A 26,741-nucleotide genomic window follows, 5' to 3' on the forward strand; every position below is an offset into this window, starting at 1 on the left:
CTATCTAAACCCACTATACACGAACGTACATTCGTTTTCAATGTTTCTCTGTCATTTCTTTTTCCCTTATTAAAGTTAAAAACGCTCATGGTATTGAGAGATTTTCTCTGCTGTGAGGATATGAATTTAAATCTTTCCCGGTTTTTGAGGCAGCATTCCGCTCGCATGGATACTGGATTTCAGGAACCCAAGGCCAGTTTTCATTCCCATAATAAAAAGACAGGAAGACCCTGTCTTTTATCAATCATGAAAATTTGTTCCATCTGTTACAGCTTTTACAACTCCCGCTCGAACGACAAAGTCTCCGAAGTGCTCTTTCTCAGTCCGTTCTTTTGCGTAGCGTGACAGAAGGACACGAAGTTCACTTAATATCTCTTCTTCCCCGATGTTTTCACGGTACATTTTGCTCAGGCGGCTGCCGTCAAAAGCTGCACCTAAATACATATTGTATTTTCCTGGCGCTTTGCCGATAAAACCAATTTCTCCAAGGGCATGGCGCGCACAGCCGTTCGGACAGCCGGTCATGCGAATCGTGATTTCCTCGTTTCTGAGGCCGTTTTCATCGACAATTGCTTCAATTTTATCGATCAGCACCGGCAAGTAGCGTTCTGCTTCAGCCATTGCAAGACCGCATGTCGGCAGGGCTACACACGCAAGCGAGCTTCTGCGCAGGGCAGAGTAATGCTTTCCGTCAGTGAGACCATATCGATCAATCAAATCGCTGATCTTTTTCTTTTGATGGCTTGAAACATTGGAGATGATTAAGTTTTGGTTGGCCGTCAGGCGGATATCACCTTTATGCACTTTTGCTATCTCACGAAGACCGGTCATCAGCTGGTAGCCATCAAAATCTGCTACACGTCCGCCTTCTACAAAAAGAGTAAAGTGCCACTTGCCATCCATTCCTTTTACCCAGCCATATCTGTCACCGTTATTGTCAAAATGATAGCTCTTAGCTTCTTCAAGATTCCATCCCAGGCGGTTTTCAAGTTCTGCTTTTACCGCATCCAGCCCCAGGCGGTCAACTGTGTACTTGAAACGGGCATTTTTGCGCACAGAACGATTTCCATAATCCCGCTGAATGGTGATGATTTTTTCAGCAACATCAACGATTTGATGAGGTGAGCAGAAACCAATCACTTTTGCAAGCTGCGGATACGTTGCTTTGTCGCCGTGGGACATTCCCATTCCCCCGCCGATTGCTACATTGAAACCTGTGAGCTTCCCTTCTTCAACGATCGCAATGAAGCCAAGATCCTGTGAAAAGACATCAATGTCATTTGAAGGCGGGACTGCAATCCCGATTTTAAATTTCCGCGGCAAGTACAGCGCGCCATACATCGGCTCAACTTCTACTGTGTCAGGGGTTCCTGCTACTTTTTCTTCATCAAGCCAAATCTCGTGATACGCTCTCGTCCGCGGAAGCAGATCATCACTCAATTTTCTTGACCATTCATACACCTCAGAATGAATGTGTGATTGATAAGGAATCGAATTGCACATAACGTTCCGATTTACATCGCCGCAAGCCGCAATGGTATCGAGCATTGAAGCATGAATTTCCTGAATCGTCTGCTTCATGTTCCATTTTAAGATGCCATGCATCTGAAAGGTCTGGCGTGTAGTCAGCTTTAACGTGCCATTTCCGTATTTTTGGGCAAGATCGTCCATGACAAGCCATTGTTCAGGCTTTGCCACACCGCCCGCCATGCGGACGCGGAGCATGAATTGATAAGCAGGCTCAAGCTTCTGCTTTTGACGCTCATTTCGAAGATCACGGTCATCCTGCAAATAACTGCCGTGATGCTTCATCAGCCGGTTATCGTCATCAGGAATTCCGGCACTGATCCGGTCCTGCATGACCTCCTTCAGTGTGCCGCGCAAATAATTGCTTCTTTCCTTAATATCTTCTACATCACTTGGCGGGCCATCCGGCGCTGTTAATAGTTTGTTCACCATGCTGAAATACCCCTTTCCATCTAAACTCAGTAAACATCACGCTGATAGCGTTTGTGCTGCTGCATATCTGCAAGATACTCTTCTGCTTTTTCACGGCTCATGCCGCCTTCATTTTCAATAATCTCAAGTAGAGTGTTATGGACATCATGGGCCATATTTTTCTCATCGCCGCAGATGTAAACAGCCGCTCCTTCTTGGATCCATTTAAATAATTCTTTGCTCTGTTCAAGCATACGGTGCTGCACATAAACTTTTTCATTCGTGTCGCGGGAAAACGCAACATCCATTCTTGTCAGCACTTCGTTTTCAAGCCATTTTTGCCATTCTGTCTGGTAAAGGAAGTCTGTTACGAAATGCTGATCACCGAAGAACAGCCACGATTTTCCATCTGCCCCTGTTTCTTCTCTTTCCTGAATGAAAGAACGGAAAGGCGCGATCCCAGTTCCAGGTCCAACCATGATGATCGGTGTATCCGGATTTTGAGGGAGCTTAAAATTTTGGTTCCGCTGTATGAATACCGGAAGGGTATCACCAGTCTGAAGCCGATCTGCACATAAAATCGAGCAGACGCCGCTTCGCTCTCGCCCATGCGTTTCATAGCGAACTGCGCCAATTGTCAAATGGACTTCATCGGGATTTGCCGATAAGCTGCTTGCAATCGAATAAAGACGGGCCGGCATTTTCCTTAGAATCGAAACGAATTCTTCTGCGGATGCATTCCAAGGTCCGAAATCTTTTAGCAAATCAAGCAAATCGCGTCCTTCCATGTATGCTTTCAATTTTTCTTTTTGTTCTGGCAATGTCAGCTCTTGTAATTCCGCATTGGAAGTAAACTTGGCTGCCTGCTCAAGTAAAGGTTTTGTTAAAACCGTGATTTCATAATGAGATATAAGTGCTTTTTTAAGCGGAAGGACATCCCCATTTTTATTTACGGTTATCTCTTGATCAGCATCCCAGTTCATCTCCTGAATCAGTAAGTCTGCCAGTGCAGGATCATTTTCCGGATATACGCCTAGACTGTCACCAGGCTCATATGAAAGACCGGATCCTTCAAGAGAGAGCTCAAGGTGGCGGGTTTCTTTATTTGAACCGTGTCCGTTTAAATTAAGATTCTCAAGCACTTCTGCATGAAACGGGTTTGTTCTGGAATATATGGATTCTGTAACCTGTAAAGAGGATGTCTGTACGGATGATTCCTGACTTCCTCCCTGCTCAATCTTTAAGCTGCCAAGAACTCCCTGAAGCCATTCTGCTGCTTGTTCATCATAATCAAGATCACAGTCTGAGCGCGGATGAATCCGTGTGCCTCCAAGTTCTTCAAGCTTCTGATCAAAGTCCTTGCCAGTCTGGCAGAAAAACTCATACGAGCTGTCACCAAGAGACAGAACGGAAAAGCTTAGGTCATCAAGCTTCGGCGCGCGTCTGCCGTGAAGAAATTCGTGAAACGAGAGCGCATTATCCGGCGGTGTGCCCTCTCCATGTGTACTTGCTACGATAAGCAGATTTTTAACTTTCTTTAGTTGATTCGGCTTAAAATCATTCATCGACGAGATCGTCACTTTCAAACCGTGCTCAGAAAGGGTTTTGCCTGCATTCTCAGCAAGAGCTTGAGCATTGCCTGTTTGTGATCCGTATAAAATGGTCACTTCTTTAGAGACGGCTGCCTCACTGCTTTGTGCTGATGATTGAGTCTCGGGTGCTGTCTGAAGCGACTGAGACTGGGCTGCTGTCAAATACCCTGTCAGCCAGATCTTCTGTGTTTCCGACAGTGTTGGCAGAAGGCGGTTAAGGAGCTCTGCCTGCTCCTGACTGAACGGACTGTTCGTTACCTGAAGTTGCAACGTTTTCCACCTCACAAAGAAATTTAACACTTTTTCCACATCATTTTTAAGTAAACATCCAGTTTTTTTTAGAAAGAATGAATCATTTCGATTATCCCTATAAATTAAGTTGGTTTTTAGGGTAAAATGATACATAACGATTTACCAATATCTCCATTAAAAAATACTATTTCTACTTTACCCGAAAACAGAAAATTAGTAAAATACATTTAATTTATTGTTATCATTAAGATTACTAATCATAAGGTGGGCTTCTTTTGTATTATGACGCGTTAAAAACATTTGTGACCCTTGCAGAGATCAAGAACTTTACAAAAACGGCCGAAAATCTCCGCATGTCGCAGCCGAGCGTTAGCTTGCATATTAAAAATCTCGAAAAAGAATTTCAGACAACGTTATTTTTGCGTTCGCCAAAATTCCTGCAGATTACTCCGACAGGCGAGATTTTATATGATCGCGCAAAACGGATGATTACCCTGTACGAACAAACAAGACAGGATATTCTCGAGCATCAGAATTCTATAAAAGGAGAACTGAAAATTGGCGCGAGTTTTACCATCGGCGAATATATTTTGCCTTCATTGCTCCTTGACCTTCAAACTGAATACCCGGAGCTGGAACTGCAGGTTCTCATTGGAAACACAGAAGAAATCATACAATCTGTCCGGATGCACCAAGTAGATATCGGTCTGATAGAAGGACAGACAAATGAAAAAGAGCTCTCTGTCCATCCGTTTATGCAGGATGAGCTATTTATTGTTTCCTCCAAAAATCATGAGCTCGCATCAAAAGATCAGGTGACATTCGCAGATCTGCAAAATCAGCCTTGGGTCACAAGAGAAGTAGGTTCAGGCACACGCGAATTCCTCAACCATGTGATCCGGACTAACGGATTAAAAGTAAAATCGCTTCTCACAATAAGCAGCAATCAAGGAATCAAGGAAACTCTCATCAACGGCATGGGTCTCTCTTTTCTATCCCAAAGTGTCATTGAAAGAGACGTACAAAATCAAAACCTTTCTATTATAAAAATGAAAAATCAGAGCTTCACTCGAACGTTGTCATATATTTATTCACCTGTCATTGAAGATAAAAAAATTGTTAAAACCTTTATAAATGCCCTGCAGCAAAAATGGCCAAATGAAAAGAAAAAAAGGAATTAAATATGAGCATGTAGTGCAATGATTGATAAAAAACTCAGTTCTTCGCGTATTTATGATTGTATTGGGTGCCTTAATTGTTGAAATAATCGCTGGTTTTATTGAAGGGGAGTTTCCACTAAGTTCTCTTTGTCTTGGCGGTTTCTTATTTTAGGAAACAAAAGAATAATCAATCGGTTTAAATGAAACATGCTTCTCTTTTTATTGGCACGTCCAAAAGAGAAGCATGTTTCATGTTCAGTTAAGCAAGACAATCTCACTGGCATCTATGGTCCTGCTCTCCTTGCTCTTGCTTATTTTTTTCCGGTCGGCCAAAACAACTTTAATATCCAATCCTGTCGTGAAATGGCGAGCCTTCAGCTTTTTGCCATGATTGTCGGTAAAAACCGTTTGATCTGTCAGCTTAACTGTACAAGGGTACCCGGCTGATTCCGCGTTCTTTTCATTCTTCAGCACCTCATTAGAACAATCCACTTCAAAATACCCCTTTTTAATATCACTGATTCGTCCTTCAAAAGATTTCGTTCCGGAACAACCAACTAAGAAGATGCTGATGAAGGTCATAAGAAGAATCCTCTTTCTCATTATGAAGCCCCCTTTATTCAATCTATTTAGTTGTATAGTTCTCGATTTTAAAGATGATTTCCTCTTTGATCCGATATTATTATTTAAACAACTAAACAGACACTTCTCCGCAGAAGTGTCTGTTTAGTTCACTATTTAATTCGCCTCTTTTTTCTTAACAAATAAAGCTGTGATCAAACTCAATACAGAACTGAGCATCAAAGTAAGCGTGATATAAATTGTAAATAGAACAGTTTCAAAGTCCCGATCATTGCCGTTCATCCATTCAAGAATATATGGCGCAAGGAACACAGCAGCAGCAAGGATGGCGAGCGCAACTGGAGGAATCAGCCTTCTTGTGTAAGACATTTTCATTGTCCAGAATATGGATGCTGCGATGACGATAATCGGCACGCCAATACGGATCAAATTTGTAAGCAGTATGGAATCCAAAGGTTCTCCCTCCTTTTTATATAAAAAAATTCAATTCGGTTCCACGTGAACATGTACATTGTACACATCATGCTTGTTCATTAAAATGTTTTCAACCTTAGTTGAAATATCATGTGCATCCCTTATATCCAAATTGGAATTGACGAGGATGACAATGTCTACGACTGTATTGTTTCCATAGTTTCTTGCTTTAATTTCTTTTACGCCTTTTACCCCGTACAGCGAGAGTGTCGTTTCTTTAAACGCCTGAATTTCCTGCTCATCAAATCCGTCTGTTAAATGATGAGAGGCTTCTCTGAAAATATCCCAGGCTGTTTTACAGATCAGAAATCCTACAACTGCAGCAGCAAGTGGATCAAGCCAAGGAAGGGAAAATTGCGATCCAATAATGCCGACTGCGATTCCAATACTGACCCATGCGTCTGAAAGGTTATCTTTTGCAGCTGCAATTACTGCCTGGCTTTTGATTTTCTCACCGAGTTTTTTATTATAGCGGTATACGAAATACATAATGACTGCACAGAAAACCCCTGTCCAGGCTGAAATGAGATCAGGTGATTCCTGTTTTCCTTCAAAAACAGACATGGCCGCACCATATAAAACTTGAAGCCCTACTGCCATCATAATGAATGAGGCCAGGAGAGAAGCCACCGTTTCCGCTTTCCAATGCCCATATGGATGGTCCTGATCTGCCGGCTTTTGAGATAGTCTTAAACCTATTAAGACGGCGATTGAAGCAACGATATCGGTCGCATTATTTAATCCATCAGCCTTTAAGGCTTCTGAATCGGCTGTATATCCAATCATGAGTTTTAAAGCAGATAAACACAGGTATGCGATGATGCTTATGACGGCGCCGCGCTCTCCCAGTTTTAAATCCGCATATTTTTGTTGTTCCATCCAAAAATCCTCCACTTTTTCATTCCTTGAACATCTTACCAAGTAAGGACTGAGTGGGTCTACAGCAACCTTTTTTCACAATTCAACAATAGTAACGGCAGTGAAAAAAAGTTTACTCCAGCTAAAACTTCTTCCTTCAGAAAACCTTTTATTTCGTGAGGCGAAAGAACTTCTGTTTACTAGGAAAATAGAATGGCAGAGATAAAAAACTGAAGAATCTTGTAGAACTAATGCGTCATTTTTGTCACTATACAAAGGATTGGCGGATTTTTTGCAGAAAATTCTGATTGTAGTACAACTAATCAGAATGAGGTGACTGGATTGAAAAAGAGTGCATTAACGAAGATTTTAGGTACCGCTGTTTTAGCTTCAGTTCTTGTCTTCCCGCAGGCAGGAAACATGGAAGCCGCCAAACCATCTGCAGGGGAAACACTTTCAACACAGGGTTTTATTGATTATGCGGAGCTTAAGCAAAGGCTGACTCAAATTGAGCAGAGCAGCAGCGGAAGAGTTTCAGTAGATGTGGCAGGCTATACAAATCAGAGGCGTGAAATCTACACGGCCAGAGTCGGTGAAGGAGACAAGGTTCTGCTCGTTCAAAGTGAAATTCATGGAAATGAAAAAACAGGAACCGTTGCATTATTGAATACTCTCCAAAACATCGGTTCAAGCAATTCGGCTGAAGCTAAGAAAATCCGCGAAGAGATGACGATCGTCGCCATTCCAATGATGAATGTAGATGCATCTGAATTAGACAGAAGAGGAAATGATTTAAGCTGGTCAGAGGTCGTGGAAAGATTCCCGCAATTAAGTTCAGCCACACCTTCATGGAACTATTACACGAGACTCCTGCAAGGTGATGACTATGCGTCTAACCCTGGATTTGATGTCAACCGTGATTTTCACCCTGACTTAAACTACGTGCCAAATGCTGCTGATTTCCCTGGCGCTTCCAACAAACCGGGATGGTACATAACACCTGAAGCTCAAACAGTTAGAGACGTGTATAAAGATCTGCAGGCAGAGTTCGGTAAAGTCGATGTATTCATGGATCTTCATCATCAAGGCTTTCCATATGTAGGCGACACTGGTGAAATCGCAACAATGTCCATCTCTGCACAGTTTGTTCCAGACCCAAGCTCGGCTGAAGGAGCAAAATATGCTCAATTTGCAAATGAGTACAACTATGATTTCTCTAGACAGCTGAATGTTGCCGCCTATGAGGCCCTTCAGGCAAAAGGTGATTCTGTCTTTACAAATATCTCGCTTTACCAGCAAAATCTTGATCTGCCGGGAACAGCATTAGGTTCATTCGCTTTAAATGGAAGCGGAACTGTCCTATTTGAAGTAAAAGGACAAACACAGAACTTTGGACAAAAACAAAAAGGCATGCTTGTTAAAACAGTGGAAACTGGTTTAATGGGTATTATTGGCGGTGTAAGTGATGAATCTGTTTATACGCTTGATCCTGAAAAGTATGAAGCGATTCCAGAATCAACTTATTAATCGATTTGAATTAGCGGTTTTTCGGAATTTATTCGCGGGGTTTCGGAATTTATTCGCGGGGTTTCAAAATTAATTGGAGCTCATTCCGTTTTCATTCGCAGTTTTTCGAAAATAATTCACCGTAATTGTGAAAAAAATGGTCCCTCCTCCATTTGGAAGGGACCATTTTTTATACAGACAGCGCTTCATTTTCTTCAAAATCAAACTCTACTTCAAATCCTAAATCCTTCAGCATTTCATGGTCGCTTGTACTTTCCTGGCCTTTAGTTGTTAAATAATCTCCCACGAAAATTGAGTTCGCAGCATAAAGCCCAAGAGGCTGCAGGGATCGAAGGTTCACTTCACGTCCCCCTGAAATGCGGATTTCTTTTGTCGGATTAATAAAACGGAAGAGCGCAAGTACCTTCAGGCAATAACGCGGATCAAGGTCGTCCGTCCCCTCAAGCGGTGTGCCGTCAATCGCATGAAGAAAGTTTACAGGTATTGAGTCTGCATCTAATGCTTTTAAGCTGTATGCCATATTGACGACATCTTTTTTCGTTTCTCTCATGCCGATAATGACACCTGAACATGGTGAGATTCCTGAAGCCTTGACGGCTTCGATCGTATCAACGCGGTTATCATATGTATGGGATGTAGTGATCGATTCATGATGTTCTTTTGATGTATTGATATTGTGATTGTAGCGGTCGACCCCCGCTTCTTTTAATCGTGTGGCCTGATTTGGCTTTAATAGACCAAGGCAAGCACATACTTTAAGTCCATATTGGTCTTTTATGTCTTTTACTGCAGATACAACTGTATCCAGTTCTTTTTCAGATGGTCCCCTTCCGCTTGCTACGATGCAGTAAGTGCCAACCTTCAAATTATAAGCTCTCTCTGCTCCTGCAAGAATGCTTTCTCTGTCCATCATGCGGTACTTTTCAATCGGCGCCTTTGAAATACTCGACTGTGAACAGTACCCGCAATTTTCCGGACAAAGACCTGACTTCGTATTGATGATCATATTCAGCTTTACTTTTTTCCCGTAATAATGCTTGCGGATCGTAAACGCACCTTGAAGCAAACTTAATAGTTCATCATCATCAGAGTTTAAGATACTCAGTGCTTCTTCTTCAGTTAATTCTTTCCCATTTACTACGTCGTTTGCAAGTGTTAGCCAGTCCATGGTAATCCCTCCATCATTTCCTTCTCTTTTATGGTAAAGAATGCGGGGGATTTATGTCAACTTTTTTTTATTATCGTTAACATAAATGATGAAAAGGTTTTCTTTTTGTTCAAATCTGCCATCTAATCTATTCTTATTTAAATGTTAAAATTAGATAATACTAGGATTATTTAGGAGGTTAATACATGTTTAAACAGCATTTGAATACATCCTTCATAAAAACTCTGGCCTTTTTTATGATTTATTTGGCTTTGCTTGGATGGATGATTTTTATGGCGGTCCATTTTACCTCCGTAAAAGATCACAAAGATTCCACTCTTCAATTCACAGAAGAACTGAAAAAATATGAAGAGAAAGAAAAACTTAAAGAAAAGAAGACTCTTCTATTTGAAGTCTCAAATGAAACGGCAATCCTTGCAGTTACAGCTGGTTCTATAGCAGACATTGTCATCGTCTTATTGTGGGCGCGAAGGGAAAACCTAAAGAACGAAACAAACGGCATAACCGCTGAAAAATCAAGGTGGAGAGACAAAAAATGGTTTTGGAATATTGTTGCGATGGGAGTTGTGCAGTCCAAAAACAATCGCATCGTTGTAAATTGGAAAAATATGATTTTAATGGTGATTTTCATACATATTTTGGTTATTTTTCTTGTTCGAACTATTAATGCTTAACAAAGAAAAAAGAGGAATATCCCCTCTTTTCTTAGCTTTCCAGTGTATTTTTGATATCGTATTCCTCTTTTTTCTCCTGAAGCCAGGCTGTATACGCCGTTTGCATCTTTTGATCAAATAATGTCTCTTTTATCTCTTCTTTCTTATCTTCAAAGGCTGCATCTGCCGCAGCTTTCTTATCTGCAAATTTGATTATGTGATAGCCGAATTCAGTTTTTACAGGATTACTGATCTCTCCTTCTTTCATCGCGAATGCAACTTCTTCAAATTCAGCAACCATTTCACCCTTTGCAAAGTAGCCCAAGTCACCGCCGTCTTCACTGTTGGACGTATCTGTTGAATACTCTTTTGCGAGCTCTGTAAAGTCTGCACCGCCATCAAGCTTTTCTTTCACTTCTTTTGCCTTTGCCTCGTCTTCTACTAAAATATGACTTGCTTTTACTTGCTCCGACTCTGCAAAACTTTCTTTATTTTCATCAAAATAGGTCTTCATTTCGTCTTCTGAAATCTTAATTTCCGGCTCGAGAAGCTTTTCGATTTTCAAATTTGTTTCTAGATCTTTTTTTACATCTTGGGCGGTGCCGCCGCTTGTCTCAAGCTGCTGTATAAAAGCTTCTTCTCCTCCATAGGACGCTATGACCGTCTGATATTCTTCTTCTACGGCATCGTTTGAAATCGTAATGTCTTGTTTATCTGACTCCTGCTCAATAATTTTTTCGGTAATTAAGTAATCAACAAGCTGCGTCCCGCCCTGATCGATTAAAAGACTATACAGCTCGTCCTTGCTGATTTTTTCACCATTCACACTTGCGACGGCCTCCTCAGTGGCATAGGGAATGCCCCATCCGATTCCAACACCTAAAAACCCAGTCATTAGAAAAGCGTAAGTTAGCCTATTTTTCAAAACATTTTTCATGAACAAATCTCCTTTTATCCTGTAATTTCTCTTTTGCTGAACATAAATCCAATGATATCGTCCAAATATGAATAAACTATGAACAAACCGAGAAGAAGCTATTAAATCAGGCTGTTTTTCAATCTTTTTTTAAACAAAGCGTTTTGTGTTCTAATGAAATAGTTTGTACGGTACTTCCTCTTCTTCTCTGTTTATGTATCGTTCAATCCGTTCCCTAAGCGCTTGCACACTCTCTTTTTTGTCATCTTCCGGCTGATCTGTTTTAGGTTGCTGCACCTGTTCTTTGAGCCAGTCTGGAGCAGGTTCTTTCCGAATAATTTTCGGATGATTTCTTTTGATGCCAGTTCTTTGTTGCTCTCTTACATCATCGAGTGTTTTTATGTTCTTCAGCTTCCAGTCTGACAAAACTTTCACTGCATATCTCCAGCTGGTCGCATTATAGGCTTTAGCTGTCTTTAACGCCTTGATGATCATGCTGTCTTCAAAATCGTTTTGCCACTTAAGCAAACTTTCAGCAATTTCCGGTTTACATTCTCCAAATCCATTCTCTTCAAAGAATTCAATGATCTTATTCTCTTTTTCTTTTAATATCTTTAAATTCTCTTTAAAGAAAGAGCTGCTCATTTTGTCATTTTCTTGTGCTCTATTTGTCTCAATCAGCTGCTCATTTTGATCACTGGAGGTGCTCATTTTGTCTTCCTGTGCTCTTTTTGTCTCATCCACCTGCTCATTTTGATCGCAGGAGGTGTTCATTTTGTTTTCTTGTACTCTTTTTGTCTCATCCACCTGCTCATTTTGATCGCAGGAGATGCTCATTTTGTTTTCTTGTACTCTTATTGCTTCAACCAGCTGCTTATTTGGATTGCAGGAGGTGCTCGTTTTGTCTTCTTGTCCTCTTTTTGTTTCAATCAGCTGCTCATTTTGTTCCATAATCAATTTGTTCAGTTCTTCATATTGAATGGTATATTGTTTGGCCTTTGCTCCGCACCCATTTCCGCTAACATTCAGCAGCTTTAGATTTTCGAGCTTTTGAAGTGTTCGTCTGATTGTAATCAGCGATAAGAAAGGAAATTCTTTTTGCAGCTCTTCATATGTTTTGGTAACCCAGGCTGTATCATCGATGTTCTCTTCTGATCTGAGCAGCCAAAAATGAAACTGCTGCAGCAGGATACTTTCTTTTAATCCAATTTGACAGGCTAAACTTGGCTGAATCATCATCACATAATCATTTACTAGTAAAGTTGAGCTCATACTGTCACCCCAAATGCAAAATTCTACCTATTTCTTTATACATCTGAGAACCGTTTGAGTAGCATAAAAAACTTACTTATTTTAAAAGGAACGGGTTCCGATTTGAGGGAGAAACAACAAAATACAGTAGAAAATGAGCTTTAAAGCAGTCTTGTAAAATATTCAGCAGTGCAAATTGTAAGGTGTTTAGTAGTGGTGGAAAAACTTAATGTATACTCTGCAAAATGAGCTGAAAAAGTTATGTAAATATCCTTGCGAATTTTTCCCAGAGCAAATCCTTGGAAGACAAAAAAGGCTCAGAGTTTGTGTACTCCGAGCCAATAATAATAAAGATGGTTAATCCCGCAATAGCCCTCTTTAATGAATAACGAGCGCAATCCAATACTGAATTACGCCCTATAGCGGTATATACAAATTATTCCCGCTCCTTTGGCCAAGAACCTTGCTGTTTGCGAATTAATACAATTTGCCCTAAATGGTATACGTTGTGCAAAATTTGACGAACCAGAACCCCAACATGTTCCTCTTCCAGCTGACTGTCATTAATTTGCGCCAATGCTTTTCGCAAATTTCCACAAATTAGACGTGATTCTGCCAAGACCGCCATCCATTTTTCAGAATCCTCCGGGTCCCCACTGTCTCCAAACGTATTCTCTGCCAAGATTGCTTTCCATTTAGAATTTGCTGGTTCCCCGATATCTCCAAATGTGGCCTTGTTATTAGATGCCTTTTTCCTCGGTGTTGTGTCATTGATTTGGCTAACAAGCAGGGCGTTGTAATAATTTAGATGGTTCACAGTTTGCCAAATTGTATTCCCTCCTCCAGGGGGCTGCCAGCTTGCATCTGTGGAATTTAAACCCTCAAGAGCAGATTCTAAAGGTAAAAACCAGGTCTCAGTATCCCAACAAAAGTCAAATTCCATGCGGAAAATATCCATCAGTTCTAGGTTCATTTGCTTTCTCCCCTCACTTCAAATTATTAATATTCAGATATTGGAATAGCTAAAACATCCTCACAGGGGCCAGTCGGTTTCTAAAAACAAGATAAAGGAATTCCATCACTCCTTTATATTTATTTTTTGGCTGTTTTCATATAGAATGTCGTTTTTTATGATAAATGGTGTCCGTTCCTTTCCGCTCCACTCATTTTTTTAAACATTTAGCTTAATAGCAACAACATTTACGAAAAGAGCCTATTTTTTTGATTGGTTTAATAATAAAACAACTCCCCTGACAAACCAACTCAGTGAAGATGTTATTCTACAATCTGGTCTTTTTGTGGATTAAATATAGGAAGCTCTTATTCCAGAATCCTGCTCTTTAGTAATAGAGTCGACACTTTGTTAAGCAATCGCCCCCCCCACTAGTTAAAGACTTGAAGTCGAGATATATAGAAGATGAGATAAAGCTTTGACAGTCTTCTGAATATCCGATATCTTATATTATTCTGAATGTCAGTAAATAAAATTAACAATCATTAAGCTATAAAAGGGGATGTATTCAGATGGATATTAAGGTATCTGACTTAGTTGAAGCAAAACGTCAAATTGACTCAACTCTTAACAAACTAAGAGAAACAGTAAAAACTTTTGAAGCTAAAGAAAATTCTAATAGATATAAATCTCAGATCACCTTAGCCAAAAGGCGAATAGAAGCATTTGAAATTTCAGTGTTTCTTATTGAAAGAAAAATAATTGACCTTGGTGAAAAAAGCTAATTATGAGGAACTTCCGCTTGATTGCACCACTCTAACCATCTTTTGTACCATTCAATATCGTGAAATATACCACTTATCCATAAATTGAACTACCGCATATAAAAAAGCCACCAATCATTCAAACACAGTGATTGGTGGCTTCTTAAAATGTAGCCTCCGAAATCTTTCTAATAGTAGTTATCAAAGTGAATAGCTTTGGTTCCTCTATCAAGTACCCTGCCTGATGATTATCTGCAACTGATCCATCATAGCTTTGAATGGTTTACGTTATAATCTTCATCAGGGTACTTTTGCCAGCGCCGTTTCTTCCAATCAGACCAACGATTTCTTCTTAGTTGAAATCTAAAGTGAGATCTTTTAAAACTACAGAGCCACTATATTTCTTAGTAATGGAGTTTACAAGCATTTCCCAATCCTCCCGTTCAGTTCTTTAGTTAAAAAAATCTTTTTTATATCGAACAGCTAGATAGATTCCTGAAGCGAGGAATGCAAGAGAATATTTAAATAAGATGAAAATTTGCCACATATATTCTTTCGGGAAAATGATGTCGCACAAAATTACTGCCCATAACATTATGAGGGCACTTTTTAAAAATATGTGCATTGTTCTTTCGTCAGCTTTACCCATTTTTCTTTGAAATACGTAGGTTAGAATCCCTCCTACTAAAAGCAATACAAAACCGCTGCCAATGAGGATATTCCAATTACCCGGAGAGTGTTCAGCCCAGGACCTTAAAGAATGAAAAATTGAGTCATGGATATCTGAGATAAAATTAATTTTCATTTTGATCATTTCCTTTCACATAAGTAAAAATATCGTTTACATCAACTTTAAAAAATTCGGCAATTCGAAAAGCTAACAGCAGAGTCGGAACATAATTTCCTTTTTCCATTACGAAGATGGTTTGTTTGGAAACCCCGACCTTCTCTGCTAATTCTTGCTGAGACATTCTGGCAAGTACACGATATTCATAAACCTTATTTGATATTGAATCACCAAAATCTTTCTTCACGACCATCACCTCTTGAATCAAATTATAAACTAATTTTTACAAAAAGCAAAGTAAACTTATACAAAATTATAAAATAACTTTATTTTCGCTTGGATTAATTTGATTTAACAAGAGCCAGAATGCAGAAAGAACCTGACGAAATTCATGATTCCGTCAGGTTCACATATCGAACTAGTGTAATTTATGGTTTTTGGTGGGGCATTTTATGATATTCAGTGGTGCAAAAAACGGTTAGAGTGGTGCAGTCGGGTGATAATATTCATTCTGGTATCCCCCTTTAGTTGAATAGCACCTTATTTATAAATTCTGTTTTTGCTTTTGTATATCCCTCACGGTCATTATTATATTCTAGTGCTAATTGTCTCTTAATTTTAGCGTACTCCTCTACAAGGTATGCATTAACTCTTAATGTATTTCGAAATTGAAGATGTTTTTCCCAACGTTCTTCTCCTTCTTGCATTAGATGTAAATGAGCTACTCGTTTATTTTTCTTCACTTTAACAAAAAATCTTCTCCAAATCTGCTTATCTAATTCGGGCGGTACATAATGCCAATCGTGTAAAGATAGGTTTTCCGCTATTTTGTTGATTAGTTCAAATGATTGAATAGAAGCCATTAAGTCGATAATTGGTTTAGCTGGCAATTTAGGAATTGCTGTACTTCCTATATGTTCCACTTGATTAACACCAAAAGCTGAAAGTATATTGTATAGTTCTTCTCTCTCCAGAATACCTTTATCCTTCCATAAAGGGTCTGGATTTTTTATCTCAATTGTTTCAAATGCCCATATTGGAATGTTTTTATGTTCATTACTATTGTCCATTAATTCTATCCCCCTATTATTTTATTCAACAAACATTCCCCTTGAACGGAACAAGACCAATTCCTCTACTATAATCACACCCAGAATAGCGGATTGACAATAACTGTTCTCAATCCGCTAATTCGTATGCTATTTCATTTGTTTATTCGGCAATGAAAACAGGAGAACCCTTTCATATCAATAAAAAAATCGAGTATAAAACCTTTGCGATTTCATACTCGACTTCCTATGCTATTTATATTTCTCCACGTTATCTGAACTACTTAAGCTGAGATTTGAGTTCCTTTTCTTATTCCATTAAAGCCCCCAATTGTTTAATAGTGGTTAAAAATGCTTTTTATTAACCGGAACATCATTCTTGGAATAAAAGTTAAGATGTTCCATAGCAATTCAAATAATAATTCACTTCTAATTTCCCTGAATATACCTCTAATAGATCTCCTGTATCTGCTTTTGCTCATTTTCATACTTTCTCCTACTCCATATGTCATTTTCTTACCTTTACCACTCGTGCTTATTCAACAATCCTGCCCTTTAATAAAATAACTGATATTCCCATTTTAACATAATTGGCCAATTTCCTGACTCAAATATATACGAAAAAGCACACCATATTAATTGCTCAATAGTGTGCGAATATCTCTGCAAATTCATTTACATTTTCCTTCAAATTGAATATTTCTCCTCCAATAAATAACCCGTTAACTTAATTTACTCGGGTGAAAAAAAATCGAATGACTTTTCTGATCACCATAATGAATAAGAATATAGCAAATAAGTTGATCAACAGTCCCAAGATTCCACCTAAAAAACCTAAATGGCCAAGCATACTTCCCAGAAGCAGTCCTGCAATCCCTCCATAGAGCAATCCTCTCATGATACCTCCCCTGGCAGGATTGGTCCTGCGATTCCTAAAGTTTGAACGGGGAGCATCAGGCTGATTGTAATTGCTGTTAGGATTATAGCGGCGTTTTCCTCCCTTAAAAGATTTCGCGCTAACATAAGATGTATTCTTATTCATCACGCTGTCTCCAACTGGTGTAAACACAAGAGATATCATTAAAACCAAAGCAGTCAGACATTTAAGCATTACTCGATTCTCCTTCATATAAGATCAAATATAGTATTTCCATTACCTATTTATCAATTCTCAATCTGCCTTTAAAAGATAGTCATGGCCTAGAGATAAAGCCATATTCAAGTGAATTTTGAAATAAAGGAATACGAAAAAAAGGTTTGACACTTAATGTAATGTTTCATATAGTGACTATAGTTAAATAAGTCTTCTGTTAGGTGAGGCTCCTGTATAGAGATACGCTGCTGCCCAAAAATGTCGAGAGACGCCAATGGGTCAACAGGAAAAATCGGATTAAGGTTTTTCTTAATGCAGCTGGTATGATCCTATGCTGTACAGTGCTAAAACTCAAAACAAGGGGAGACATTAAAAGCTTGCTTTTTTATGTTTTTAATGGCCCCTTTCATATGAAAGGGGCCTTTTAAAATGGAGGTGAGGAAACAATGGGCACAGATGACCCTAATCCGGCAGATGAAAACAGAGACAGCATTAGTATGAGGCAACCAGTGTGCACCAGTTCCTCTTTTCCTGCCGAAGATGATCTAAGCGAGCACGATTGCCTCGTAGAATAAAACTTTTTACGGGGTGTATACACATGATTAAAACGTATCTCTATAAAAACGATGCACAGGAAATGATTTCTGATATCAAAATGAATGAAATTAAAAACCATTTAATCCATTCAGACAGCTTACTATGGATTGATATGTATGATGTACAGAGCAGCGAATTATATGAAGTCGCAAAAATATTTGATTTTCACCATCTGGCTATTGAAGACTGTCTCCATGACAGCCCCAGGGCTAAGATGGATAACTACGAGGATTATAAATTCTTTGTCTTTCACGCTCTCCAGTACAACGAGGAAAGCGATAATGAAATAACGACCCTTGAATTAAACGTTTTTGTCGGCCCTAATTATGTCGTAACGATTCATAAGCACAAATTAAAGTGGCTTGGTCAAATGGACGCAATTTGCTCTAAACACATTAAATATATGAATAAAGGCGCTGACTTTCTTTTATACACGCTTATTGACGGTATAACAGATGAATATTTCCCAATCCTTGACCGAATAGGAATCAGGATTGATGAATTAGAAGATGAGATTTATGATGAAGAAATTCGCGGTGTAACCGAGGAATTTCTCGCCTTAAAACGAACCATCATTTTAATCCGAAGAGTCATACTCCCCCAGCGGAGAATCTTTATCAATGTTGATGGAAAATGGAAATTTGATATTAGAGAAGAAAATGTTCCTTTCTATACAGACTTAATTGACCATTTAGAACGCATTGTCGACTCAACTGAAACGTTCAGAGACTTAGTAAACAGTGCTCTAGATACCTACTACTCTATTATTAATGCAAAGTCATCAGAAAAACTGAATGTCTTGACGTTAATTTCAACCATTATGCTCCCATTAACATTTGTTACAGGTTTTTTTGGAATGAACGTTCCGCTTCCCTATCAGGACTCACCTTTTGCAACAATCATGATCTTCTCGTTTCTTATTCTATTAACATTTGGAATGTGGAAATATTTTAAAAATAAACAGCTCTTATAACCATGGCGACAGCTCATTTGCTGTCGTCTTTTTTATTCGAGTATATGATTTCAACTAGAATCCTGCTATAATTATTCAAAAATGAATAAATATTCAGATATGAATAATTTTTCTTATATTCATTCATTGAAAGGATGAATTTAGATGACGGCTAGGGCGAACTGGAATGAAAATGAACAAATTCTCCACTCATTGAAGGATGATATTCTTGTAACGAATTTAGATGGAATTATTTTAAAAGTGAGTGAGTTTACCGGGAAAATCTATGGGGTTGAGTCTGATAGTTTAATTGGAAAATCCGTCTATGATCTAGAGGCACAAGGGCTGTTCACGCCTATTTTGACTCCAATGGTTGTAAAAGAGAAGAAAAAAATTACGTTTGTTCAAACAACGAATAAAGGAAAAAAGCTATTGGTCACAGGCATCCCTGTCTACAATGAAGCAGGCGAACTCTACAGAGTAGTCAGCTATTCACACGATATTACGGAACTTGCAGACTACAAAAATTTTCTTGTCACAATGGAAGAAGAAATGGAACGGGTAAAAACCGAGCTTGATCTTTTGCGGAGCAGACAGCTATATGATGCGGGGATCATTGCAAAAAGTGAAGCGATGCAGAAGGTGATCAGTACGTCCATTCAAGTTTCTGAAGTCGATGTTAATGTACTGATACTTGGAGAATCGGGAGTAGGAAAATCCCTGCTTGCAAAATTTATACATAATAAAAGTGAACGAAAGAATGGACCATTCATTGAGGTTAATTGCGGGGCTATACCAGATACCCTGGTAGAGGCAGAGCTGTTTGGCTATGAAGGCGGATCCTTTACGGGGGCTAATCGGAAAGGCAAAATCGGCCTGATTGAACTATCTGATGGAGGAACTCTTTTTTTAGATGAAATTGGCGAGCTGCCTCTTGCACATCAGGTAAAAGTATTGAAGGTCATTCAAGAAAAGCAGTTTTACCGAGTTGGCGGAACAAAGCCAATTCACGTTGATTTTAGGCTCATTTCCGCTACAAATAAAGATTTACAGCAGGCTATCCAAGAAAAATTATTCAGGGAGGATCTGTACTTTAGATTGAACGTTGTGCCGATCACCATTCCCCCGCTAAGACAGCGGACAGAAGACATTGTACCGCTCATTCATTTACTTCTAAAACAATTTGAAGAAAAATACAAGAAGGAAAAGACGCTCGATGAAGCTGTCACACATCACCTTTTGCACTACGACTGGAAAGGCAATGTCCGGGAATTGATTAATATTCTGGAGCGTCTGGTTGTGATTTCTCCTTCTTCACTAATAACCGTTGACCATCTGCCGGAATACATAAAAGCTGCTGTTCCGCCTTCTCCCTTCCCTATAGATGAACATCAGACCTTATCAGAAATGATGGATGCAGTGGAAAGGCAAATTCTATTAAAAGCCAGGAAAAAATATAAAACCACAGTACGCATGGCAGAGGCTCTTGGCATCAGCCAGCCATCAATTGTTAGAAAAATGAAAAAACATCACATTCTTTAACTCTCTTGGCACGGTTCTTGCAAGTGTTTAAGTATAAGCAGATTACTTATTAAACATGATGCAGGATTGATCAAGGAGGATGAAGATGGAGAAGAATTGGAGTCATTTAGTTGCAGAAATGCCGGATTTATTAGCACCGAGCATGGCGAAGGATCACCCGAATCTGCCAGTTGTAAAGGCGGAAGGCTGCTACTACTATGGGCTGGACGGCAGAAAATATTTGGATTTTACATCCGGAATTGCGACAGCCAACACAGGACACAGACATCCGAAAGTAGTACAAGCCATCAAAGATGCCGCAGACCAGCTGATGCATGGACCATCAGGCGTCATCATGTACGAATCGATTTTAAAGCTCGCAAAGGAATTAAAGCTGGTTCTCCCTGAAAATCTCGATTGTTTTTTCTTCGCCAACAGCGGAACGGAAGCAATTGAAGGCGCGATAAAACTAGCGAAGCATGTCACCAGAAGACCATACGTTGTTTCATTTATCGGCTGCTTTCATGGCCGTTCGCTTGGCGCATTAAGTGTTACAACCTCTAAAAGCAAATACCGTAAATTTCTGCAGCCGAACGGACTTGCTTATCAAGTTCCTTATGCTGATGTATCAGGATGTCCAAAAGGAGCTGATCCAGAGGTTTATTGCACGGAGAAACTAGAAAAGGATTTTGAAACCCTGTTTAATCATCAAGTAACACCGGAAGAAGTCGCCTGCATGATCGTTGAGCCTGTCCTTGGCGAAGGCGGATATATCGTCCCTCCCAAAAGCTGGCTGAAAAAAATACGGGAAATCTGCAGCAAACATGGTATTCTCCTTATTTTTGATGAAGTCCAAACAGGCTTCGGCAGAACCGGCGAATGGTTTGCCGCGCAAGCATTTGATGTTGTGCCGGATATTATGGCTATTGCCAAAGGCATTGCTTCAGGTCTTCCATTAAGTGCTACAGTAGCGTCTAAAGAGTTAATGCAGCAATGGCCGCTTGGCAGTCACGGCACGACGTTCGGAGGCAACCCGATTGCATGCGCAGCTGCACTGGCAACCTTAGAAGTGCTGAAAGAAGAGAAACTCATTGAGAACTCCAAAAATATGGGCAAATATGCAGTGGAAAAGCTGAAATTTTTGCAAAGAACCTCCCCTGTAATCGGAAGTGTGCGCGCCATCGGTCTGATGATCGGGATTGAAATTGTTGACCCTGTAACAGGAAAACCGGACGGGGAAGCGCTTATGTCCATTTTAGACCGCTGCCTGGAAAAAGGAGTGCTGTTTTATTTATGCGGAAATCATGGCGAGGTCATACGGATGATCCCTCCGCTCACCATCAGCAAGGAAGAGATTGATCATGGCCTAAGCGTATTAGAAGAAGCCGTTTATGAGTACCAAAGCTCTCGTTCAACAAAAGCATTGCTGAATTCTTAACCATTCTTCCAGTTCAATAAAAAAAGGAGGTTTTTCATATGCAGCTGATCGATACGCTCGTGGTTTTAGTGTATTTTGCTGTTTTAATAGGTGTAGGGGTCATCGGTTCAAAAAAGGCAAAAACATCGGAAGATTTCAACCTTGCCGGCCGGAATCTCGGAATGTTCATGTATCTCGGCTGTCTCTCTGCCGTTATTCTTGGAGGCGCTGCAACAATCGGAACAGCTAAACTTGGTTATATTTATGGAATCTCAGGAATCTGGTTTGTGACCATGATTGGTCTTGGCATCATAATTCTAGGTACTATTTTCATTAAAAAAATCGACTCATTAAAAATCACAACCATCAGTGAGCTGCTTGGAAAAAGATATACATCAGAAACACGTCTGCTAAGTGCTATCGTAGCTGCCATTTATACCTTAATGGTTGCAGTAACTCAAGTAATTGGAATGGGCGCCATCATCAACGTCCTTCTCGGCTGGAACATCACGACGTCCATGCTTGTTGGCGGCGGAATCGTCCTTTTCTACACCATCCTTGGCGGAATGTGGAGTGTAACAGTTACGGATATCATTCAATTTGTTGTGATGACCATCGGAATCTTTTTCATTATGCTGCCGATGAGCATCTCAAAAGCGGATGGCTGGGGAAATCTCTTGACACAGCTTCCTCAGACTCACTTCAGTTTTGCATCAATCGGCTATCAGCAAATCTTTCAATACTTCCTGCTTTATGCATTGGGCATGGTCGTATCACAGGATATTTGGCAGCGCGTCTTTACAGCTAAATCAAATAAAATTGCCAGAAGCGGCTCCATCTTTGCAGGGTTCTACAGCATAGCCTATGCTCTTGCGGGAAGCATCATCGGTATGTGTGCATTTATCGTTATCCCGTCTATCAGCAATCCGCAAAACACCTTTGCAGAAATGGCAATTGCCATCCTTCCCGCCGGAATTTTAGGACTTGTTCTTGCAAGTGTCTGCTCAGCTCTAATGTCAACAGCATCTGGAACGCTGCTGGCGTCAGCTACGCTTATAACAAATGATATTTTAAAGCAGTATTTCATGAAAAATATGACCGATAAACAACTTTTGAGAGCATCCAGAATCACGACGCTGATCGTTGGTTTAATCGCCATTACCTTTTCGATTTGGATTCAGGATGTCTTAGTGGCTTTAGATGTCGCTTACGCTATTTTGTCAGGTGCTATCTTTATCCCGCTCGTCATGACCTTCTTCTGGAAAAAAGCGACGCCGAATGCTGGTTTTTATTCGATTTTGGTCAGCACGGTCGTTGTCCTTGCCGGCTTGTTTTTTGAAGGTCTTACATCGACAAACCCGATTATTTACGGAATGTCTTCAGGATTTATCGTATTAGTCGGAATCTCTTACATGACGAACTATAGAAAGAAAACAAGCAATGTGGAGTATTTGAAAGAGACAAAGCAATTATAACGAAACGATTAATCAAAAGAAGATCAGCCCCTCAAAGGAGTTGATCTTCTTTTCTTTTGGCTGTTTTCGCATAGATTGTTGTTTTTAATTATAAATGTTGTCCGTTCCTTTCCGCTACAGGAACTTGCTTTCCGCGGGGAGCGTGGAAGCCTCCTCGGCGAGCCTGCGGGGTCTTCCATTTCGCTCTATTTTCCCGCAGGAGTCAAGTTCCTTCCGCTACAATCCACTAATGGTTTTGAACATCTAGTCTAAAAGCAACAAAGTGTACGAAAAGAGCCTTTCTTTTTATTTCGCTGTCCGCACACTCATCCTCTTCTCCATCTGTCCTAAAACGATATCTGCAAGAATCGCCAGAATGGAAGCTGGAATGGCACCGACATAGATTCGAATGTCATTCCTGGAGTTGATTCCTGCGAAAATTTCACGTCCGAGCCCGTCACCGCCTACAAATGGCGCAAGGGTCGCCACCCCGATTGCGATGACTGCAGCAATTCTTAATCCAGCCATGATGAATGGCATGGCAAGCGGCAGCTGCACCTTTGTCAGAAGCTGCATGTAGGTCATGCCAATCCCGTGCCCGGCTTCGGTCAGAGATGAATCGACCTGCTCGAGTCCCACATAGGTATGCCGGATGATCGGCAGCAGGGAATAGAGAAACAATCCAATGACAACTGTATAGAACCCAAGTCCGAAATATAGCATCAGCAGCGCCAGCAGTGCCAGACTGGGTACTATTTGGATTATGTTCGCCACTGATAAAATAACGGGCGCAAGCTTCTTGTACCTGCTGCACACAATGCCAAGGAGCGTTCCTGCGATCAATGCAAGCGTTACCCCGATGATGACCATGAGCAGGTGCTGTCCGGTATAAAGAAGCACCAAATCCATATTTTCGCCCATATAAGTAAATAGTTCTTTAAGAAATGTCATTTCGTTCCCTCCGATTCGTTATTCAGGAGGCCTTTTTCCGTCAGGAATTCTCTTGCCACTTCCCGTTCGTTGCGGTTCTTTATATCAACCTCGTAGTTGAGCTTCGTGATGGTTTCCTCATCAATCTCTCCGATCAGTTCATTCATAATCGGCTTAAGCTCAGGATGTTTCTCCAATACCTCATTTCGTGCAACCATTGAGGCATCATAAGGAGGGAAAAACCGTTTGTCATCCTCTAAAGTTTTTAAGTCATATTGAATCAGCCTAGGGTCAGTTGAATAAGCAAGAACAACGTCCACCCGGTCATTCGCAACGGCTTCATAGACTAAATTGATATCCATTGAATAAGATTGTTTGAAGTCAAAACCATAATGCTTGATAAAGGCAGGATAACCATCCTGTTTACGTTCCATCCAAGAGGAATCGACGCCGAATTTCATCTGTTCCTGATTTTTTTTCAAATCTGATACCTTTTGAAGACCTATTTCTTTTGCAGTCTGTTCCTGAACAGTGAGAGCATAAGTATTTTCCCATCCCAGCGGGTCAAACCAAGTAAAATCATAGTGCTTATCAAAGCCTTCCTGTGCCTGCTTCAGAACCTCTTTTCGGTCTGTCGTTTGCTTCACCGGGAAAAAGTTGCTGAAAATGACCCCGGAATACATAAGCGCCATATCCAGGTCGTCTCTGCTCATCGATTTTAAAATCATAGGATTTGAAAGCAGATCAGGTGTAATATCAACGGCTAAATCTGTCCGATCCTCAATCAGTTCTTTATAAATCGCGGCCATAATTTTTGTTTCGGTATAAGTGGCAGCGCCGATTTTTATCGTTTCTTTTGAGCTGCACCCTGATAAAATCGAGGCACACGCCATGAAAATTGCCAGTGCAGATATGATAATTGCTTTCCTCATTAAATGTCTCCTTGTGTTCCCTTATTTCTAAGCTGTAAGCGCGTTTCTTTTTTTACTGAAAAAGCCTAAAACGACATCAACAATGACAGCGAGAATGATGGCACTTACCGTTCCAGTAAAGATAAGAAAATTATCGTTGTTTGACATGCCCGCTATAATCAAATCGCCAAGCCCTCCAGCTCCAATTAGAGCGGCAAGGGTTGTCCAGCTGATAATATAAACAGTCGTTAAGCGGATTCCTGATAAAATATATGGAAATGCAAGCGGCAGCTCTATTTTAAATAGACGCTGAAACGTCCCAAACCCCATTCCTCTTGCTGCTTCAACAATGCTCGCGTCTACTTCTCTGATTCCTGAATAAGTATTGCGGAGAAGCGGAAGCAACGAATATAAAAAGAGAGCAAAAATTGCCGGCTTCATGCCGATGCCCATCAGCGGAATCAGCATGGCAAGCAGCGCAATGGTCGGAACCGTCTGAAATACATTCACAAGACCAAATACGAAGCTGTTTAACGGTCCTTCTTTTACTCTTGTCAGCAAAATACCCGTTGTAATGGCTACAAGGCAGCCAAATAAAACGGCAAGTCCAACAATTGTAAGATGTTCCCCTGATCTTGCCAGAATATCGGGGTACCGTTCCTGCAGAAAGGAAAAATAGTCCTGAATGAGTTTCATTTAAACCACCTCATCTGCATACGGAAATACGTCAGCCATTAAACGGACCATGCTTCCTCTCGTAATCACCCCGACAAACTTGCCGTTATCTCCAACAACAGGTACATAAGGAAGGTTGTACTGGCTCATTAAGTCAAGTGCGATTGTAAAGGGGCTGTCAGATGGAACCGTATGTGCGAATGGAAGCATGACATCTTTCAGCGTTTTTGCTTCATCGCGATATTGGCCAAGCAGGTTCAGGATGGGTGCATATCCAAGCAAGTTGCGTTCACGGTCAATTACAATCAGGGAGTCCACTCTTCTTTGCTCCATAATTTTAAGCGCAGCGGCAAGCCCTCTTTCCGGGTATGCTGTAGCAGGGTTATCAATCATGACTTCATTTACAGTTGGAATGTCTTCAGGATCCATCGAAAAACTTGTTTCATTATGCTCTTTTAAACGTTTTTTTCCGATGAACTCTTTTACGAAATCATTTGCCGGATGGCGTAAGATTGAGTCTGGCGATCCAACCTGGATGACCTCTCCATCTTTCATTAAAATGATGTTATCCGCAATTTTAATGGCTTCGTCCATATCATGAGTGACAAACACGATGGTCTTTTTTAACTCATCCTGTAAATTCACCAGCTCTGCCTGAAGCTGATCACGGCTGATCGGATCAAGTGCGCTGAACGGCTCGTCCATCAAAATGACATCCGGCTCTGCTGCCAGTGCCCGAATGACCCCTACCCGCTGCTGCTGTCCCCCGCTAAGCTCGCTTGGATAGCGGCTGCGATATGTCTCAGGGTCCAAATTAACCATCGAAAGCAGCTCATTCACTTTCGTTGCAGTCCGTTCTTCTTCCCATTTCAATAAACGGGGTACGACTGCGACATTGTCGGCTATGGTCATATGCGGAAAAAGCCCGATGCTTTGAATGACATAACCAATTTTTCTGCGGAGCTCTACAGGATTTATCTTGGAAATATCCTCATTATTTATGTATACCGTGCCTTCAGACGGTGTGATCAGCCGGTTAATAAGCTTCATGGTTGTTGATTTACCGCACCCGCTAGGGCCGATCACCACATGAATTTTTCCTGCTTCAAGTTCAAGATTGATATCCTTTAATGCTTTAAAACCATCAGGATATTTTTTTGTAATATTTCTAAGCTGAATCATTAAATGTCTCCTTCTCTGTTTAGACTCAAATTGTTTTTTTCCACATGTGTTTATTCCCTTATTAAAAATGTTCAAACATTCATTTT

The 26,741-nt window shown here is 40.4% G+C and carries 26 protein-coding genes and 1 riboswitch; of the genes, 8 read left to right on the forward strand and 18 right to left on the reverse strand.

From position 1 onward, the window contains the following. Nucleotides 1-240: 240 nt before the first annotated feature. Together cysI and AC3ISE_RS12310 are read right to left on the reverse strand one after the other, a co-directional pair. The gene (cysI, locus tag AC3ISE_RS12305) at nucleotides 241-1,959 is read right to left on the reverse strand and encodes an assimilatory sulfite reductase (NADPH) hemoprotein subunit (protein WP_489221189.1); all 1,719 of its coding nucleotides are present in this window, start codon (nucleotides 1,957-1,959) and stop codon (nucleotides 241-243) included. Nucleotides 1,960-1,985: 26 nt separating this feature from the next. Beyond that, on the reverse strand, nucleotides 1,986-3,800 hold the full coding sequence (locus tag AC3ISE_RS12310) for an assimilatory sulfite reductase (NADPH) flavoprotein subunit (RefSeq protein ID WP_489221190.1): 1,815 nt from the start codon (nucleotides 3,798-3,800) through the stop codon (nucleotides 1,986-1,988). A gap of 257 nt (nucleotides 3,801-4,057) precedes the next feature. Between AC3ISE_RS12310 and AC3ISE_RS12315 the strand changes: the two genes are divergently transcribed. Next, on the forward strand, nucleotides 4,058-4,963 hold the full coding sequence (locus AC3ISE_RS12315) for a LysR family transcriptional regulator (protein ID WP_489221191.1): 906 nt from the start codon (nucleotides 4,058-4,060) through the stop codon (nucleotides 4,961-4,963). A gap of 234 nt (nucleotides 4,964-5,197) precedes the next feature. On the opposite strand, the gene AC3ISE_RS12320 is transcribed toward AC3ISE_RS12315, so the two are convergent. From AC3ISE_RS12320 to AC3ISE_RS12330, 3 genes are all read right to left on the reverse strand, one after another. Continuing rightward, entirely contained in the window at nucleotides 5,198-5,545 is a 348-nt protein-coding gene (locus AC3ISE_RS12320) for a hypothetical protein (RefSeq protein ID WP_489221192.1), read from the reverse strand. A gap of 135 nt (nucleotides 5,546-5,680) precedes the next feature. Then, the gene (locus AC3ISE_RS12325; protein ID WP_489221193.1) at nucleotides 5,681-5,977 is read right to left on the reverse strand and encodes a hypothetical protein; all 297 of its coding nucleotides are present in this window, start codon (nucleotides 5,975-5,977) and stop codon (nucleotides 5,681-5,683) included. A gap of 30 nt (nucleotides 5,978-6,007) precedes the next feature. Beyond that, nucleotides 6,008-6,877 carry a cation diffusion facilitator family transporter gene (locus AC3ISE_RS12330; RefSeq protein ID WP_489221194.1) on the reverse strand — a complete coding sequence of 290 codons (870 nt, stop codon included), beginning with the start codon at nucleotides 6,875-6,877 and terminating at the stop codon, nucleotides 6,008-6,010. A 321-nt stretch (nucleotides 6,878-7,198) separates the two neighbouring features. Here AC3ISE_RS12330 and AC3ISE_RS12335 point away from each other — a divergent pair, with 321 nt between their 5' ends. Beyond that, nucleotides 7,199-8,383 (forward strand): M14 family zinc carboxypeptidase, encoded by a 1,185-nt coding sequence (locus AC3ISE_RS12335; protein WP_489221195.1) that lies wholly within the window; start codon nucleotides 7,199-7,201, stop codon nucleotides 8,381-8,383. A gap of 169 nt (nucleotides 8,384-8,552) precedes the next feature. On the opposite strand, the gene bioB is transcribed toward AC3ISE_RS12335, so the two are convergent. After that, nucleotides 8,553-9,551, reverse strand: coding sequence for a biotin synthase BioB (gene bioB / locus AC3ISE_RS12340; RefSeq protein WP_489221196.1), 999 nt, complete (start codon nucleotides 9,549-9,551; stop codon nucleotides 8,553-8,555). 185 nt (nucleotides 9,552-9,736) lie between these two features. On the opposite strand from bioB, the gene AC3ISE_RS12345 reads away from it, so the two are divergent. Next, nucleotides 9,737-10,225 (forward strand): hypothetical protein, encoded by a 489-nt coding sequence (locus AC3ISE_RS12345; RefSeq protein WP_489221197.1) that lies wholly within the window; start codon nucleotides 9,737-9,739, stop codon nucleotides 10,223-10,225. A 31-nt stretch (nucleotides 10,226-10,256) separates the two neighbouring features. Here the strand turns inward: AC3ISE_RS12345 and AC3ISE_RS12350 are convergent, their stop codons facing one another. The 3 genes from AC3ISE_RS12350 to AC3ISE_RS12360 form a co-directional block, all read right to left on the reverse strand. After that, nucleotides 10,257-11,141 (reverse strand): peptidylprolyl isomerase, encoded by an 885-nt coding sequence (locus AC3ISE_RS12350; protein ID WP_489221198.1) that lies wholly within the window; start codon nucleotides 11,139-11,141, stop codon nucleotides 10,257-10,259. 150 nt (nucleotides 11,142-11,291) lie between these two features. Continuing rightward, entirely contained in the window at nucleotides 11,292-12,392 is a 1,101-nt protein-coding gene (locus AC3ISE_RS12355; RefSeq protein WP_489221199.1) for a DnaD domain-containing protein, read from the reverse strand. A 415-nt stretch (nucleotides 12,393-12,807) separates the two neighbouring features. After that, complete coding sequence (locus AC3ISE_RS12360) at nucleotides 12,808-13,344, reverse strand: DinB family protein (RefSeq protein ID WP_489221200.1); 537 nt, start codon at nucleotides 13,342-13,344, stop codon at nucleotides 12,808-12,810. Between the two features lie 551 nt (nucleotides 13,345-13,895). On the opposite strand from AC3ISE_RS12360, the gene AC3ISE_RS12365 reads away from it, so the two are divergent. Beyond that, nucleotides 13,896-14,108, forward strand: coding sequence for a hypothetical protein (locus tag AC3ISE_RS12365; protein WP_489221201.1), 213 nt, complete (start codon nucleotides 13,896-13,898; stop codon nucleotides 14,106-14,108). Between the two features lie 262 nt (nucleotides 14,109-14,370). On the opposite strand, the gene AC3ISE_RS12370 is transcribed toward AC3ISE_RS12365, so the two are convergent. The 5 genes from AC3ISE_RS12370 to AC3ISE_RS12390 form a co-directional block, all read right to left on the reverse strand. Next, complete coding sequence (locus AC3ISE_RS12370; protein WP_489224331.1) at nucleotides 14,371-14,433, reverse strand: ATP-binding cassette domain-containing protein; 63 nt, start codon at nucleotides 14,431-14,433, stop codon at nucleotides 14,371-14,373. A 105-nt stretch (nucleotides 14,434-14,538) separates the two neighbouring features. Beyond that, nucleotides 14,539-14,892, reverse strand: a complete 354-nt coding sequence (locus tag AC3ISE_RS12375) for a DUF2178 domain-containing protein (protein WP_489221202.1) — start codon at nucleotides 14,890-14,892, stop codon at nucleotides 14,539-14,541. Continuing rightward, nucleotides 14,882-15,127 (reverse strand): helix-turn-helix transcriptional regulator, encoded by a 246-nt coding sequence (locus AC3ISE_RS12380; protein WP_070875145.1) that lies wholly within the window; start codon nucleotides 15,125-15,127, stop codon nucleotides 14,882-14,884. The genes AC3ISE_RS12375 and AC3ISE_RS12380 overlap by 11 nt, the downstream gene beginning before the upstream one ends. Before the next feature lie 271 nt (nucleotides 15,128-15,398). After that, nucleotides 15,399-15,944: a GrpB family protein gene (locus tag AC3ISE_RS12385; RefSeq protein ID WP_489221203.1), complete on the reverse strand. Its 546-nt coding sequence runs from the start codon at nucleotides 15,942-15,944 to the stop codon at nucleotides 15,399-15,401. 706 nt (nucleotides 15,945-16,650) lie between these two features. Next, the gene (locus tag AC3ISE_RS12390; protein ID WP_489221204.1) at nucleotides 16,651-17,034 is read right to left on the reverse strand and encodes a hypothetical protein; all 384 of its coding nucleotides are present in this window, start codon (nucleotides 17,032-17,034) and stop codon (nucleotides 16,651-16,653) included. A gap of 188 nt (nucleotides 17,035-17,222) precedes the next feature. Then, nucleotides 17,223-17,387: riboswitch (M-box (ykoK) riboswitch) on the forward strand. Nucleotides 17,388-17,614: 227 nt separating this feature from the next. Here AC3ISE_RS12390 and AC3ISE_RS12395 point away from each other — a divergent pair. From AC3ISE_RS12395 to AC3ISE_RS12410, 4 genes are all read left to right on the forward strand, one after another. Next, a complete protein-coding gene (locus tag AC3ISE_RS12395) occupies nucleotides 17,615-18,586 on the forward strand; it encodes a magnesium transporter CorA family protein (RefSeq protein ID WP_489221205.1) in 972 nt (323 codons plus the stop codon). Between the two features lie 144 nt (nucleotides 18,587-18,730). Then, nucleotides 18,731-20,107, forward strand: coding sequence for a sigma-54 interaction domain-containing protein (locus AC3ISE_RS12400; protein ID WP_489221206.1), 1,377 nt, complete (start codon nucleotides 18,731-18,733; stop codon nucleotides 20,105-20,107). Nucleotides 20,108-20,192: 85 nt separating this feature from the next. Then, nucleotides 20,193-21,524, forward strand: a complete 1,332-nt coding sequence (locus tag AC3ISE_RS12405) for an aspartate aminotransferase family protein (RefSeq protein WP_489221207.1) — start codon at nucleotides 20,193-20,195, stop codon at nucleotides 21,522-21,524. Nucleotides 21,525-21,562: 38 nt separating this feature from the next. Next, nucleotides 21,563-22,978 (forward strand): sodium:solute symporter family protein, encoded by a 1,416-nt coding sequence (locus tag AC3ISE_RS12410; protein ID WP_070875140.1) that lies wholly within the window; start codon nucleotides 21,563-21,565, stop codon nucleotides 22,976-22,978. 285 nt (nucleotides 22,979-23,263) lie between these two features. Here the strand turns inward: AC3ISE_RS12410 and AC3ISE_RS12415 are convergent, their stop codons facing one another. From AC3ISE_RS12415 to AC3ISE_RS12430, 4 genes are read right to left on the reverse strand one after another with little or no spacing between them, the layout of a single operon-like run. Beyond that, a complete protein-coding gene (locus tag AC3ISE_RS12415) occupies nucleotides 23,264-23,908 on the reverse strand; it encodes an ABC transporter permease (protein ID WP_489221208.1) in 645 nt (214 codons plus the stop codon). Continuing rightward, nucleotides 23,905-24,819, reverse strand: coding sequence for a glycine betaine ABC transporter substrate-binding protein (locus AC3ISE_RS12420; protein WP_489221209.1), 915 nt, complete (start codon nucleotides 24,817-24,819; stop codon nucleotides 23,905-23,907). Before AC3ISE_RS12420 ends, AC3ISE_RS12415 begins: the two co-directional genes overlap by 4 nt. 27 nt (nucleotides 24,820-24,846) lie before the next feature. Then, complete coding sequence (locus AC3ISE_RS12425; protein ID WP_489221210.1) at nucleotides 24,847-25,494, reverse strand: ABC transporter permease; 648 nt, start codon at nucleotides 25,492-25,494, stop codon at nucleotides 24,847-24,849. Continuing rightward, nucleotides 25,495-26,655 (reverse strand): ABC transporter ATP-binding protein, encoded by a 1,161-nt coding sequence (locus AC3ISE_RS12430; RefSeq protein ID WP_489221211.1) that lies wholly within the window; start codon nucleotides 26,653-26,655, stop codon nucleotides 25,495-25,497. It lies immediately after the preceding gene. Between the last annotated feature and the right edge of the window lie 86 nt (nucleotides 26,656-26,741).

The organism is Metabacillus sp. KH_069 (genome assembly GCF_057838075.1).

Coding starts and splice junctions, on each gene's coding strand:
- AC3ISE_RS12345 (WP_489221197.1), top strand. CDS start 9,737: ATGTTTAAACAGCATTTGAATACATCCTTCATAAAAACTCTGGCCTTT.
- AC3ISE_RS12350 (WP_489221198.1), bottom strand. CDS start 11,141: ATGAAAAATGTTTTGAAAAATAGGCTAACTTACGCTTTTCTAATGACT.
- AC3ISE_RS12365 (WP_489221201.1), top strand. CDS start 13,896: ATGGATATTAAGGTATCTGACTTAGTTGAAGCAAAACGTCAAATTGAC.
- AC3ISE_RS12385 (WP_489221203.1), bottom strand. CDS start 15,944: ATGGACAATAGTAATGAACATAAAAACATTCCAATATGGGCATTTGAA.
- AC3ISE_RS12360 (WP_489221200.1), bottom strand. CDS start 13,344: ATGAACCTAGAACTGATGGATATTTTCCGCATGGAATTTGACTTTTGT.
- AC3ISE_RS12430 (WP_489221211.1), bottom strand. CDS start 26,655: ATGATTCAGCTTAGAAATATTACAAAAAAATATCCTGATGGTTTTAAA.
- AC3ISE_RS12320 (WP_489221192.1), bottom strand. CDS start 5,545: ATGAGAAAGAGGATTCTTCTTATGACCTTCATCAGCATCTTCTTAGTT.
- cysI (WP_489221189.1), bottom strand. CDS start 1,959: ATGGTGAACAAACTATTAACAGCGCCGGATGGCCCGCCAAGTGATGTA.
- AC3ISE_RS12375 (WP_489221202.1), bottom strand. CDS start 14,892: ATGAAAATTAATTTTATCTCAGATATCCATGACTCAATTTTTCATTCT.
- AC3ISE_RS12330 (WP_489221194.1), bottom strand. CDS start 6,877: ATGGAACAACAAAAATATGCGGATTTAAAACTGGGAGAGCGCGGCGCC.
- AC3ISE_RS12400 (WP_489221206.1), top strand. CDS start 18,731: ATGACGGCTAGGGCGAACTGGAATGAAAATGAACAAATTCTCCACTCA.
- AC3ISE_RS12420 (WP_489221209.1), bottom strand. CDS start 24,819: ATGAGGAAAGCAATTATCATATCTGCACTGGCAATTTTCATGGCGTGT.
- AC3ISE_RS12405 (WP_489221207.1), top strand. CDS start 20,193: ATGGAGAAGAATTGGAGTCATTTAGTTGCAGAAATGCCGGATTTATTA.
- AC3ISE_RS12415 (WP_489221208.1), bottom strand. CDS start 23,908: ATGACATTTCTTAAAGAACTATTTACTTATATGGGCGAAAATATGGAT.
- AC3ISE_RS12355 (WP_489221199.1), bottom strand. CDS start 12,392: ATGAGCTCAACTTTACTAGTAAATGATTATGTGATGATGATTCAGCCA.
- AC3ISE_RS12390 (WP_489221204.1), bottom strand. CDS start 17,034: ATGCTTAAATGTCTGACTGCTTTGGTTTTAATGATATCTCTTGTGTTT.
- AC3ISE_RS12395 (WP_489221205.1), top strand. CDS start 17,615: ATGATTAAAACGTATCTCTATAAAAACGATGCACAGGAAATGATTTCT.
- AC3ISE_RS12380 (WP_070875145.1), bottom strand. CDS start 15,127: ATGGTCGTGAAGAAAGATTTTGGTGATTCAATATCAAATAAGGTTTAT.
- bioB (WP_489221196.1), bottom strand. CDS start 9,551: ATGGACTGGCTAACACTTGCAAACGACGTAGTAAATGGGAAAGAATTA.
- AC3ISE_RS12425 (WP_489221210.1), bottom strand. CDS start 25,494: ATGAAACTCATTCAGGACTATTTTTCCTTTCTGCAGGAACGGTACCCC.
- AC3ISE_RS12410 (WP_070875140.1), top strand. CDS start 21,563: ATGCAGCTGATCGATACGCTCGTGGTTTTAGTGTATTTTGCTGTTTTA.